Origin of the sequence: Paludibaculum fermentans, assembly GCF_015277775.1 — a bacterium.
In the GTDB taxonomy this organism is placed as follows: domain Bacteria; phylum Acidobacteriota; class Terriglobia; order Bryobacterales; family Bryobacteraceae; genus Paludibaculum; species Paludibaculum fermentans.
The window spans coordinates 8784364-8797935 of sequence record NZ_CP063849.1 but is presented as its reverse complement, the minus strand read 5'-3'; the positions used below and the strand labels follow the sequence as shown (position 1 = coordinate 8797935).

Annotated in this window: 5 protein-coding genes; 2 read left to right on the top strand and 3 right to left on the bottom strand. The window is 64.3% G+C overall.

Translation table 11 applies throughout. From position 1 onward, the window contains the following. Positions 1-52 precede the first annotated feature (52 nt). Positions 53-3394, top strand: a complete 3342-nt coding sequence (locus tag IRI77_RS34975) for a class I tRNA ligase family protein (protein WP_194449551.1) — start codon at positions 53-55, stop codon at positions 3392-3394. Positions 3395-3558: 164 nt separating this feature from the next. Here the strand turns inward: IRI77_RS34975 and IRI77_RS34970 are convergent, their stop codons facing one another. The 3 genes from IRI77_RS34970 to IRI77_RS34960 form a co-directional block, all read right to left on the bottom strand. Then, positions 3559-4917 (bottom strand): Gfo/Idh/MocA family protein, encoded by a 1359-nt coding sequence (locus IRI77_RS34970; RefSeq protein WP_194449550.1) that lies wholly within the window; start codon positions 4915-4917, stop codon positions 3559-3561. 115 nt (positions 4918-5032) lie between these two features. Further along, positions 5033-8221 carry an outer membrane protein assembly factor BamB family protein gene (locus IRI77_RS34965; RefSeq protein ID WP_194449549.1) on the bottom strand — a complete coding sequence of 1063 codons (3189 nt, stop codon included), beginning with the start codon at positions 8219-8221 and terminating at the stop codon, positions 5033-5035. A 94-nt stretch (positions 8222-8315) separates the two neighbouring features. Then, positions 8316-11789 carry a TonB-dependent receptor gene (locus IRI77_RS34960; RefSeq protein ID WP_194449548.1) on the bottom strand — a complete coding sequence of 1158 codons (3474 nt, stop codon included), beginning with the start codon at positions 11787-11789 and terminating at the stop codon, positions 8316-8318. Between the two features lie 280 nt (positions 11790-12069). On the opposite strand from IRI77_RS34960, the gene IRI77_RS34955 reads away from it, so the two are divergent. Continuing rightward, positions 12070-13242: an ROK family transcriptional regulator gene (locus tag IRI77_RS34955; protein WP_194449547.1), complete on the top strand. Its 1173-nt coding sequence runs from the start codon at positions 12070-12072 to the stop codon at positions 13240-13242. The last annotated feature ends 330 nt before the right edge of the window (positions 13243-13572 follow it).

Genomic DNA, 13572 nt, shown 5'->3' with positions numbered 1-13572 from the left:
AAGGCGTGCTGAAATAGAAGAAGGGCCAAAGTTCAGGCCCGTCATCAACACCATGTATCAGCCCGTACCCAAGGTGCCCGATTTCCCCGCTCTCGAGCGGGATGTGCTCCGTTTCTGGGAGCAGAACCAGACGTTCGCCAAGCTGCGCGCGCAGAATGCCGGCAAGGAGAAGTGGTCGTTTCTGGACGGGCCGATTACCGCCAACAACCCCATGGGCGTACATCACGCCTGGGGCCGCACATTGAAAGACATGTACCAGCGCTACCATGCCATGAACGGCAAGGAACTGCGCTACCAGAACGGCTTCGACTGCCAGGGCCTGTGGGTGGAAGTGGAAGTGGAAAAGAGCCTGGGCCTGGGCACGAAGCGCGACATCGCCGACTATGGCATGGACAAGTTTGTGCGCGCCTGCAAGGAGCGCGTGCTGACCTTCGCCACGCGGCAGACCGAGCAGTCGATCCGCCTGGGCTATTGGTGCGACTGGGACAAGCCGGAAGTGCTGTTAGGCCTGCGCGACGCGCTGGCCGACGGCGACCGCGTGGTGACCTTCACCATGCCCAGCGGCAAGGAAGTGACGGCCCGCGCCAGCGAGATCATCGGCAAGCTGGGCAGCGCGGAGTACGGCGGCAGCTACTTCACGTTCGCCAATGAGAACAACTACACCATCTGGTCGTTCCTGAAGAAGTGCAATTCCGAGGGCTTCATCTACCGCGGCCATGACGTCATGCCGTGGTGCGGACGCTGCGGCACCGGTCTCTCGCAGATGGAAGTGGCCGAAGGGCGCAAGATCACGCAGCACACGTCGGTGTTCGTGCGGTTCCCCATCCTGGGCGAGGAGAAGACGGCGCTGCTGGTGTGGACGACCACTCCGTGGACGCTCACCTCCAACGTGGCGGCGGCCGTGAATCCCGGGATGACGTACCTGAAGGTGCGCCACGGCGAATGGACCTACTACATCGGCAAGGGCAATTTCGAACGCGACCGCATCCAGGATCTCCAGGTGGAGGGCAAGCACGAGACGCACAAGCTGCCTTCGATCCGCACCATCCTGAAGGGCAGCGGCACGCTGGATGTGCTGGGTGAGGTTTCCGGTGCGTCCCTGGTGGGTCTGAAATACAGCGGCCCGTTCGACGAACTGCCGGCGCAGAACCAGTCGCGGCACGCGCATCGCGTGGTGGCGTGGACGGACGTCAGCGACGCGGAAGGCACGGGCATCGTCCACATCGCGCCGGGCTGCGGCGCGGAAGATCAGGCGCTGGGCCGCAAGGAAGACCTGGCGGTGATTGCTCCGCTGGGCGAGAACGCGCGCTTCCTCGACGGCTTCGGCGCCTACACCGGGCGCCACGCCAGCGAGATCGCCGACGACATCGTGACCGAGCTGCGCGAGAAGGGCCTGCTGGTCTCGAAGGAAAAGTACCCGCACGTCTACCCGCACTGCTGGCGCTGCAAGGAAGAGCTGATCTTCCGCCCCGTGGATGAATGGTTCATCCGCATGGACTGGCGCGACCGCATCCAGAACTCCGTGCCGACCATCAAGTGGATCCCGTCGGACGGCGAAGCCCGTGAGCAGGATTGGCTCAAGAACATGGGCGACTGGATGATCTCGAAGAAGCGCTTCTGGGGCCTGGCGCTGCCCATCTGGGTCTGCGGCGCGTGCCATTCGTTCCAGGTGATCGGCGGCTACGACGAGCTGAAGTCGAAGGCGGTGGAAGGTTGGGACGAGTTCGAAGGCCACACGCCGCACAGGCCGTTCATCGACAAGGTGAAGCTGCGCTGCGAGCATTGCGGCGGCACGGCGACACGCGTGGAAGACGTGGGCAATCCCTGGCTGGACGCGGGCATCGTGCCGTTCTCGACGATGCGCTTCACCTCGGACAACGAATACTGGCAGAAGTGGTTCCCGGCCGATCTCGTACTCGAGTCGTTCCCCGGCCAGTTCCGGAACTGGTTCTACTCGATGCTGGCCATGTCGGCCATGCTGGTGAACAAGGCTCCGTTCAAGGCGCTGCTGGGCCACGGCCTGGTGCGCGACGCGCGCGGCGAGGAGATGCACAAGTCGAAGGGCAACTCCATTGCGTTCGACGAAGCGGCGGAGGTGCTGGGCGCCGAAGTGATGCGCTACATCTACGCCGAGCAGAAGACGTCGCAGCACCTGAACTTCCCTGACCTGAAGCCGACGGCGGGCCAGACGATCGACGGCGAAGCGCGGCGCAAGCTGCTGACCTTCTGGAACTGCTACAGCTTCTTCGTGATGTACGCTTCGGCCGACGGATGGAAGCCCTCCGCCGAGGCCAAGCCAAGCACAAACGAACTGGACCGCTGGGTGCTGAGCCGCCTGCAACGCCTGGTCGCCGACGCTCATGGTTCGTTCCAGAGTTTTGAGCATTACAAGCTGATTGAGCGCTTCCAGGAGTTCGACGAGGACTTCTCGAACTGGTACCTGCGGCGTTCCCGGCGCCGGTTCTGGCAGAGCGACAACGACGCCTACCAGACGCTGTACACGGTGCTGACGACGGTGATCCGTCTGATGGCGCCGGTGCTGCCGTTCCTGACGGAGCACGTGTACCAGAACCTGGTGCGGGCGGTGGATCCCTCCGCTCCAGAGTCGGTGCACCTGACCTCGTATCCGGTGGCCGACGAGAGCCTGATGGACGAGGAGCTGGAAACCTCGATCGCGGCCGTGATCCGCCTCAAGAACCTGGCGCTGCACCTGCGGACGCAGAGCAAGGTGAAAGTGCGGCAGCCTCTGAGCGTTCTCACCATCCGGCCGAAAGATGAACAGGAGCGCAAGGTCCTGGAGAACGAGAAGTACGCGGCGCAGATCCTGGAAGAGGGCAACATCCAGCGACTGGCGCTGATTGAAGACGAGGGCGCGCTGGTGAAGGCGCGGCTGAAGCCCGATCTCAAGAAGCTGGGGCCGCGCGCCGGCAAGCACCTGAAGGCGATCAGCGCGGCGTTCGAAGCCGCGACGTTGCGTGAAGTTCGTGCGAACCCGACCTTCCCAGTGAAAGTTGGGGACGAAGTGATCGAGGTGGCGCAGGACGAGTACTTCGTGTTCTGGGAAGGCCCGGCGACGCTGCAGTGCACGGAGGAGGGCGGCACGTTCCTGGCGCTCGACACGACGCTGACGCCGGCACTGCTCCAGGAAGGCATTGCGCGCGACTTCAACCGGCTGGTGCAGGATCAGCGCAAGGCGCAGAACCTGCTGATCTCCGACAGGATCACGGTGCGGTACCAGGCTTCGGCGCGAATCGTCGAGGCGGTGGAGACGCACACTGAGTACCTGAAAGGGGAACTGCTGGCGGAGAGCATCGTGCTGGAACCTGAAGTTCAGGACGGCGCTGCGCTGACGCTGGGCGGGGAACCGCTGACGGTGGCGTTGAGCAAAGTCTAAGGATCCTGTTTCCTCATCCCCGCAGGGGCCGGACTGCCGCCCTGTCAGTCCGGCCCACCCGCACGGAACACACTGAGATTCGCGGAGCAGGCTGCGGGAGTCAGCCACAAGTCACCGGAGCCCCGCGTGTCCGTACAGTGCAGCCCTCCAGACGATTGGCTGGGTCAGACCTTGTCCGGAATCACGAACGGCGCGCGGTAGCCGCGGTCGGCGTCGCGCAGCAGGCGATTGGCGGCGTCGTCGCCGATCACTTTCTCCGCCACGGGATCGAAGTTCAAGGTGCGGCCCAGGCGGTAAGATGCGTTAGCGAGGTGGACCAGGGTGCACGAGATGTGACCTTCCTCGATGGGCGCGTGCAGGTCCTCCTGTTTGCGGCTGCGGACGACATCGATGAAGTTGGCAAAGTGGTCGCCGCCCTCATGATGGGTCGGCCCCGGGATCATGTCCTTGCCGATGTAGGAGCGGTAGCCGTTCAGGGTGTCCTCGTCGCCCACGGCGAGATAGCCGTTCGCGCCATAGAAGATCGTGCCGATGGTGTTGGGACCCTGGCCCTGGCTGTACATGAAGTCCGTGCCGATCTCGGCTTCGCGGTTGGTGATCCAGTGGCGGACCTCAAACTCGATCATCTTGCGTTTGCCTCCGGGCAGGTCGTACTGGAAGGCGCAGGACAACGTGTTGGGGGTCTCCTGGTCGTCGTCGAAGACGAAGTGTCCGCCCATGGCCGTGATCTTGTTGGGGAACTTGAGCTGCATGCCGTGGCGCGCCATGTCGACCTGGTGGATGCCCTGGTTGCCAAGGTCGCCGTTGCCGTAGTCCCAGAACCAGTGCCAGTTGTAGTGGAAGTGATTCTTTGTGAAAGGGCGCAGCGGCGCTGGTCCGGTCCATAGATCGTAGTGGACACCGGCGGGCGTGGGCTCGGCCGGAGTCTTGCCGATGGTGTCGCGGCGTTTGTAGCAGAGGCCGCGCGCCATGTAGATGTCGCCGATGAGTCCTTCGTGGAGCTTGGTCATGGCCTCCATGCCGGACTTGCGGGAGCGGCCCTGCGTGCCGTGCTGCACGATGCGGTTGTACTTCTTCGCCGCGGCGACCAGTTGCCGACCTTCCCACCAGTTGTGGGAACAGGGCTTCTCGACATAGGCGTCCTTGCCGGCCTGGCAGGCCCAGATGCCGATCAGCGCATGCCAACTGGTAGGCGTGGCCACAGAGACCGCATCGATCGATTTGTCTTCGAGCAGCCGGCGCACGTCAAAGTAGGTCTTCGGCTTGGGCAGCCCCAGCTTCTCCATATCCTTGAGGCGGCCGTTCAGCACGTTCTCGTCGACTTCGCAGATGGCGGCCACTTCGACGTTAGGCAGTTTCGCGAACTGCCGGACGTGATCCCAGCCGCGCTTCCTCACGCCGCACACGGCGACGCGTACCTTGTCGTTGGCGCCGAGGACGCGCTGCGCGCCGGCGGCTGTCATCCAGGCTGCCGACGAGGTGCCGATGAACTTCCGGCGGCTCCATGTTTCTGATTGATTCATAGTCTGTTCCTTTCCTGGAATCCTTCGCGCGTGGGAGACTGCCGGCAGGAGGGTCCCAGCACCTCCTGCCCCACGGCGGCCCCGGCCCTGGGCCTCACGCGCGCCGAGATTAACATCAATTGCCCGTGTGTGCGCCCGAATGCCGGAACTCGCCGATGACAATGGTGCGCGGCGGCTGCCGGGTTTCGGTACGGATGCAGTTCAACACGGTCTCGTCATCGCCGACCACGAGTTCGAGGCGGCCGTCGCCGTCGATGTCGGCAATGGCCGGTGAGCCGCCGCCTTTCATCTTGGCTCCGGTGTAGTTGAGGCTCTTCGGCGCGAAGCTCCAGAGGTCGGCTCCGGAGTTGGCGACGGCATGCATGCGGCGGTCTTCGTTGCACGGGAAGACGAGGTCGAGCTTGCCATCGGCGTCGAGGTCAGTGGCTACCGGGATGAGTGTGACCCGGCTCTGGATGGGGATGCCGCGCAGACGGCGGCCGTCGCGATCGAGGATCGTCAACTCGCACTTGGGCCAGGGCGAGAGTTCGGTCTCGACGATGACCTGCTTGTAGCCCAGGCCCTGCATGTCGGCCAGGACCGGAGCCCACTCGCCCTCGCGGTGCGCTTCGTGGGCCCAGAGGCGGACGCCCTTCGCGTTGAGGGCAACCACCTCGTGCGCGGTGGAGACGGACTTGGCGGCGAAGACGACTTCCAGTTTGCCGTCACCGTCGATGTCGCCGACAGCAGGCGGCAGGAAGCGCGGTCCGCGGGCCTCCGCCGCCCAGAGTTCCCCTTTGTTTTCGACAATGGCGTGGAGCTTGGCATCGGCGCCGCCCAGCAGGATGACTCGGCTGCCGTCGCCCAGGAGATCTGTGACCACGGGCGAAGTCACGGCGGCGGCGCCGAGCGCGTACCTCCATAGGACGGCGCCGGTGGGATCGAGCACCAGCAGTTCACCGCCGGCGGTGGCGGCATAGAGCCGCCCCTGCGTGAAGGCAGGCGGCAGGACGCGGCTATTGAATTTGCGGCTCCACTGTTCCCGGCCCTGGGCGTTGACGAGGTAGAGCGTGTCCAGGGATGCAAAGGCGATGGCCGGCTGGCTGCCGGTCTGAACGAGGACGGGCGTGGTGAGGGCGCCCTTGGCCGGGAAGCGCCAAAGGGAGGTGCCATCCGGGCGCAGCAAGTGGAGCGACCGGTCGATGTCGTTAGTGGCGAGGGCGATCTGGAGGGTTTTGCCGTCGTGCTGGAAGTCAGCCACGACAGGCGAGACCAGCAAGGCTCCATCGGTGGGCAGGCGCCAGTTCAAGCGAGGTTCGCCGCCGATGGCGTAGAGGCCGGGGGCGGCCTGGGTGGTGAGCGAGCGGGCCGCGGGGTCCACTTTCGACGCTACAGGCACCCAGGTGTGGTTGACCTGGCGATAGAGCTTCAGCGAGTTGGGCAGGTAAGGATCCATCTCCTCCGGTGTCAGATGCACGCTGAGGGTGGAACGCGTGGCGGCGGCGGGCAGGCGGAACAACCACGGCAGGGCGTTGGCTGGTGGCCTGCCGTTGATTGCCGCCGCGGCGAGTCTCTCGACACCGGGGGCGGGCTGGCCTCCCAGCAGGATATTGGGAAAGGCGGCGATCTCGCTAGTCCAGACCGTCTGCTGACCGGACCAGGCCTGCCAGGAGAGGCTGCCCGTGACACGGACGCGCGCGGCAAAGTGGCGGGCGCCACCCGTTGTGGAGGCCGGTAGTTCGAACCGGTAGACGCCCGGGGCGGAGATCGACGGCTGGATCTCCTGGCTGGCATCGGCGATGAGCACCATCCGCGCGCCTTGCGGCAGCGGGCCCGGTTTCAGGGAGATGGACACGGGCTGGCCGGCCTTGACGAGCTTCGGGAAGGACCAGGAGTCGAGGACGGGGAAACGGTCGTCAGCGGAGGCCGGAACGCCGGCTGCGGATTCGACTTTCGCGGCGCGCAGCAGCGCGTGGGCCAGGTCGCCGGCTCCGGAGGAGGCATTGTAGATGTAGCCGTCCGGGGTCTCCTTGATGAGACCGTTCTCGAACAGGGTGTCGCAGGCTTTGGCGGCGAAGCGGCGGACCGCCTTGAGGTAGGCCGTCTCATGGGTTGCCTCGAACATATCGAGGAGGAACTCGAGGCTCTTGCCGTAGGTTTCGGGATGGATGCCGGACGATATGGGATCCTCGAAGGCGGCCTGCGCGTAGCGGCGGGCGAACTCCATGAATTGCGGATCACCGGTCTCCTGGAAAGCCATGAGGGCCGCCTGGCCGAACATGCCGGACTCACCCTGTCCGTCGCTCCACGGGGAGAGGTAGCCGGGCAGCGGCTTGGCGTCAGAGACATTCACGTCGCGATGGTAGCGGCGGGCCACTGGATCCCAGGAGGCCTGCATATAGGCCTTGGCGAGGCCCGCGGCGACATCGCGCAGCACGGTCTGCCGGCGGTCCAGGCGGTAAGCATGAAGGAGATACCAGGAGAGGTGGCCCGGCAGGTTGGTGGGGCCGCTCTGCACCGGCGCCCAGGCCCCGCCGATCAGGTTCGTCTGAGGGTTGCGGACCTTCCAGAACATCTGCCCGGCCTTGAGCGCCCAGTCGAGGTGCTTCTGCTCTCCGGTCTTTGTGTAAAGGAAGAGGAACGAGTAGGCGTAGAGCCCGGAGTGCTTGGTGTAGGGCCCGCGCACCTGCGGGTCGTCGAACTTGCCGGTATAGAAGTTGCCGTGCCGGTCGAAGTTGAAGGTCTCCTTGTCGTGGATGTGGTAGGTGTAGAGACCTTCGATCTCGCGGCGGACAGCCTCGGGATTCAGGCGCCAGAGCTCTTCCCACGGGGGGAGCTGGCGCTCGAGTTCATGGCGGTTGGCCTCGATGTCTTCCCGGACGACGTTGTAGAACATGTGCTCGCCCCAGGCGAAGAGGCCGGTGGTGGGGCTCGCGCAGGTCTGCATAAACCAGGACATGTAGGCGTCGGCGGCCTGCTGATAGCGCGGATCTCCAGTGAGGGTCGAGAGTTCCAGGAAGGTCTGGATGGTGGCGATGTCGCGATAGAGGTTGCTGCCGCGCGCGTTGCGCATGTAGTCTTCGGCGTCGTAGGAGCGCTGCCAGTTGGGGTCCTTTGACTCGGGAATGCGGCGAGTTTTGATGTCGAGCATCGAAACCCAGGCCGGCGTGGACTTGCTGCCGTAGCGGTCCAGGCCGTTTGCCAACAGGGTGTCGGCGAAGGTCCGCACTTTCTCCAGGTAGAGCACCTGCGGCGCCGCGGGGCGAGTCTGGGCCACCAGGAGCGGGAGTCCGGAAAGGACGAGGAGTGTCGTTCTAAGCGTCATGCGGTGGAGTGCGGACGGAAGGCAGCAGGGTGAATTCAAAAATGCCAGGGGAGCCGACCGCGTTGCCGCGAGCCGGTTCCCCTGGGTGGGTTGGTTAGTAGACCAGCTTCAGACCAAACTGAATCTGGCGAGGGATGTTGGCTTGTGACGTCACCTTGCCGTAAGTGGCGCTGGTGACGTTGACGTTGGGTGAGGCGAACTGCGTGCGGTTGAACACGTTGAAGAATTCAGACCGGAACTGCAGCCGGAAGCGTTCGGCCAGCTGGAAGGACTTGTTGACCGAGATGTCGTAGTTGGCAATGCCCTGGTTGCGGAACTGGCTCAGGTACTGGGTGAGCGTGCGCTGCCCGAAGGGCTGGGCGATGCCCTGCTGGACGGCGAAGGCTCCGGGGTTGAACCACTTGTCGACATTGCGGTCGGAGGTGAAGATCGACTGGCCGGTGGCGACGGTATTGCTGTTGGTCTTGATGGGCGCCCCCGACTGGAAGGCTCCGACGCCGCTCAACTGCCAGCCGCCGATGACGTGATCGAGGATGGTGGAGTTGATGGCAAAGCGCTTGCCCTTGCCGACGGGCAGGTTGTAGATGCCGTTGATGACGAGGCGCTGGGTGCGGTCGATGTCGGCCACCATGTTCTCGAAGGCATCGGAGAAGCCGGGGTTCATGTAGTTGGAGTGGGCCATGAGCTTCGACCAGGTGTACGAGCTCAGGATGCTGAAGTCGTTGGCGAAGCGGCGTTCCAGCGAGAACTGGGCGCTGTGGTAGGTGTTGTGGCCCACGCCGGCCACGGCCATGTTCGTGGTCACGGGGTAGTTCGGATTCTTCGCCAGCAGTTGGTACAAGGGGAAGGTCTTGGAGCCAAGCGTGCCGGCCGAGGCTGGAATGAGACCGTAGAAGGGATTGGCCACGGCGGACAGCAGGGCGTTCCCCAGCGAGAGGTAGGACGCGGGCAGGGCGTTCGGCGCCCAGTTCGGATTGAAGCGCCGTGTAGTGGAGCCGACATAGGCGGCGTCCAGCAGCCAGCGGCCGGGCAGTTCGAACTGCAGGCCGGTGGAGTAGTTCAGTACCGCAGGTGTCTTGACCTTCGGATTGCGGAAGGTGATGCCCGTGCCGAGCAGGCACTCGGGGTTGCGGGTGGCGCAGGGCACCAGGTTGAGGCCCGACGGGAACGGATTGGCCAGGGTGCTGGCGGGCGTCAGGCTGTCGATGGTGGTGACCATCGGCGTGCTGGTGTTGAAGCCGCCGAGGTCGACGCCGGTGAGCCGCGGATTGAAGAAGGTCCCGAAGCCGGAACGCAGCACCACGCGCTGGTTCAGTTTGTAGGCGAGGCCGATGCGGGGCCCCCAGCTATCGTACTCGGGATCGAGATAGCTGCGGCTCTGGCCGTTGACGCCGGCGAAGAGGGGAGCGCCCTTGACGTCGATATTGGCGAGGCCGGGGTAGGGGCTCTTGAGGTAAGCGGCCTGGGCCGCGGAGGCGATGGTGGGCACGTAGCCGAAGTCGTAGGAGCGGATGACGCGGTCGAAGCGATCGGTCGTGGGTCCCTGGAACTCCCAGCGCAGGCCGAGGTTCAGGGTGAGGCGGCTGCTCAACTTGTAGTCATCCTGGAAATACCATTCGTAGTAAGTGGTCTGGGTGGCCTGGTAGCCGCCCACGCCCACTGTGCCGCTAGCGGGCAGGCCCAGCAGGAAAGACGCCGCGCCCCAGCCGGAGGTGGCATTGGCGGTGAACGGGTCGGACTGGGTCCAGTTGCGGCCGAAGCTGTAGCTGCCGGAACTGCCGGAGCTGGCGCCGCGGTCGTCGTACTCGCGCAGGACGAGGGCGTACATGCCGAACTTCATCGTGTGCTTGGACTTCACCTTGGTGAAGCCGATGTAGCCGTTCCACCCGTCGGAAGCGTTGTAGGACGGGCCGCCGGAGCCGAGTCCGGTGGCGTCGCCGATGCTGAACTGCGGAAAGACCTGGAACGGTAGCTGGGTGACCAGCGATTGCGGGAAGCCGAGCGAGGCGACATTGAAGCCCTGGCTGCCGGCGAAGGTGCCTTCGTACTTGCGGGAGTAGCCAAGACGGGCATTGAGGATGAAGTCCGGCTGGAGGTTGCGCACGTAGTCGATGGACGCGAGGCGCGTCTTCTGGAAGGATGTGCTGGCCGTGGTGAGGTTGTTGAAGAGGTTCAGGTTGTCGGCGCCGTAGTTGGCGATACCGACGTAGCCGAAAATGCGGCTCTTCTCGCCGAAGTTGTGATCGATGCGGGTGCCGTACTGATCGTAGTTGAGGACGCCGCCGCCGGTGGAGACATAGTTCATGGCGCCACTGATCGGGTCGCCCCCGCGGTTGGGCATGGGGATGTAGCCGAGTACGTTCCGGGCGATGCTGCTCTGCCGGTCAGTGGGGATCTTGTTATTCGGGAATGGGGTGCGGATATAGGTGTTCGGCTTGCCCTCGACCGGGGCCACCGTGGTCGGATCGTAGATCAGGATTGGCGCACCGGCGCCGGTCCTTACGGACGAGAAATCGCCCGCGCGCTGGGCCTCGGTGGGCACCGTGGTGGATGTCGTGGAGGGCGGCGTGTTCTGGCGGACCGACTCCCAGTTGAAGAACCAGAAGCTCTTGTTGCGGCCGTCATATACCTTGGGCAGGTAGACGGGCGCACCGGCCGTGGCGCCGAACTGGTTCATGTGGAACTTGGCTTTGGTGGCGCCGGTGCGGTTGGCGAAGAAGCTGTTGGCGTCGAACTTCTCATTGCGCAGGAATTCGTAGAGCGCGCCATGCAGTTCGTTGGTGCCGGACTTGGTGGCGACGTTGATGGTGCCGCCGGCGGCGTGGCCATACTCGGCGTCATAGGAGTTTTTCTGGACCTTAAATTCCTCTACTGCGTCAATCGAAGGCGTGAAGGAGACCTGGTTGCCGCCCTTGGCGTAGACGCCGTTGAGGGTGACCATGTTGCCGCGATTCGGGGCTCCACTGACTGAGACGTCGGAGACGCCGTTGGTATCCCAGGGGCGGGTCAGGTTCACGTTGCCGCTCTGGCCGGTGGGGATCACGCCGCTGACCAGTTGCTGAAGGGCCAGCGGATTGCGGCCGTTGAGGGGTAGTTCGACGATCGTCTTGTTGCTGATGACCTGGCCCATGGAGGCTGACTCGGGCGTCAGGAGGGGGCCTTCTCCGGTAACGGTCACACTGTCCTTGACCTCGCCGACCTGCAGGGAGACATCAATGGTCATACGGTCGTTCACCTGCAGGCTGATGCCCTGGCGGACGGAGGACTTGAAGCCGGTAGCTTCGACGGTGAGCCTGTAGCTGCCGGGCAGCAGGAAGGTGATGACATAGAGGCCTTCCGGGTTGGTGGCCGCTTTGGTTTCGATATTGGTGGCGGTGTCGGTGGCTCGGACGGTAGCGCCGGGCACGGCCGCTCCGCTGGGGTCAGTGACTTTGCCTGTGATGCTGGCGCGATAGCCTTGCGCAAAGGCGGGGGCGGCCGCGAACAGAATCAGCAGGCCGGCCAAGGCGGCCTTCAGCCTTTGCGGCGATCGCCCACTCTGATGGAGTGTGTGACCTGTAGCACTCATTACTTACCTCCCGAAGTCGCGTCGTGGATTTCTTCAGTCGTGGCGAGACATTTAAGGTGCGACTCGCATCTAAATAGTATTAGCGAGTTTGTCTTGAGTCAATACAAAAGTGTGACAGCCGGCAAGAACGGCTGATACGCTATCATTGCGGCCAGTGCGGTGGGGCGCATGGCAGCTCGTCCGGCACCTTGGCGGCCTCGGATTCGGGGACCGCCAAAGGGTTAGGCCGGGCGAACAGCGTTGGCGGCACTAGATTAAAGCATCAAAGGAGGCCCAGCCAATGGTCAGCCCAAACACTGCGACACCAGCCACAGTGCGGCAGGTGAACCGCGCCATCCTGCTGAATCTCATCCGGACCCACCAGCCCGTTTCGCGGATCCAGCTCTCGGCGCTAACCGGGATCTACCGCAGCAATGTGTCATTCATCGTGGAAGAACTGATTCAGGAAGGGTTGGTGTGCGAGAAGCGCGGCAAGCCGGAGGGCCGCGGGCGCGTGCCCATGTTTCTTTCGCTGAACCCGGACGGGTTCCAGGTAGTGGGCGTCAGCATCCGGGCGGGCGAGACGGTCTCTGCGGTGGCTGACCTGACGGGACGCATCCGGCAGTCGACGTCCTTCCGGACACCAAAGTCGCCTTCCGCCTGGCTGGAGCATTTCCGCACTGCCCTGGCGCGGCTGCGCTCCGCGGCGGGGCCAGGGCCGGGCACCTTTCATCACCTGTGTGTCAGCGTACCGGGGATGGTGAACCAGGCGAGCGGCGAGATCCTCTGGATGAATGCGCTGCCGAATTACTCCGGCTACAAACTGCGGGATGCGGCGGAGGCGGCGACCGGGATTGCGACCAGCGTGGCCAACGACTGCCACCTGGCCACGACCTGCGAACGTTGGCTGGACAATACGGCGGGCGACCTGAAGAACTTCGTCTTCCTCGAGGTCGGCGATGTGGGTGTGGGTGCGGGGATGATCGTGAATGGCGAGCTCTGCACGGGTCACAATTCCACGTTCGCGGCGGAGTTCGGCCATATGGTGGTGGACCCGTCGGGGCCCAGGTGCAACTGCGGCCGCAAAGGCTGCTGGGAGTTATTCATCTGCGATCGCGCCACCTGGGGTTACTACGATGCAACCCGCGAGTTTTCCGCCAGCCGCTTTGCAGAGGTGATTCAGGCGGCGAAGGCCGGCGACAGGAAGGCGGTGCGCGCATTCCAGAAAACTGCCGCGCAGTTATCGCTGGGCATTTCCAACATTGTGATGGTGCTGAATCCGGAGGTAGTCGTTCTAGCCGGGCGCGTGACGGAGGTTTGGGACCTGATTTACCCATCCATGGCGAACGCGGTGGGCACGCTGCCCGGGAAACCGCAGATCCGTCCGGCGAGGATGTCGGCGGAGGAGTTGTTCCTGCATGGCGCGATCCGGCATGCCTTGAGCGGGCTGTTCGCCGCTCCGCAGTTGGGGTGAGCGGGCCGAGCCCGAGGGCGGGCCGCGTCCGTCCCGGCGATGTCGATCCGGCGGAAGAGCCCGAACGTCCAACTGGGTGCGTTCCTCTTCCGAGATTGGGAAAGAACGGGCGTTGAGGCCGTGGCGGCGAGCGTTCTGGCCGGAACGGGAACTGCCCTGGACGGTAGCAGGTCCGGTGGACAGCCGAGCGTTGGGATGGTTGGCTCCTGTGACCTGGCACAGAAACTAGCCACAGTGGGCTGCTGAAGAACCACGGCACAGCGGCTCGACCTGAGGAGGACCGGGTGGAACTCGACCGAGTTGCCTGGCGGCCGCTACCGGCCGCATCGA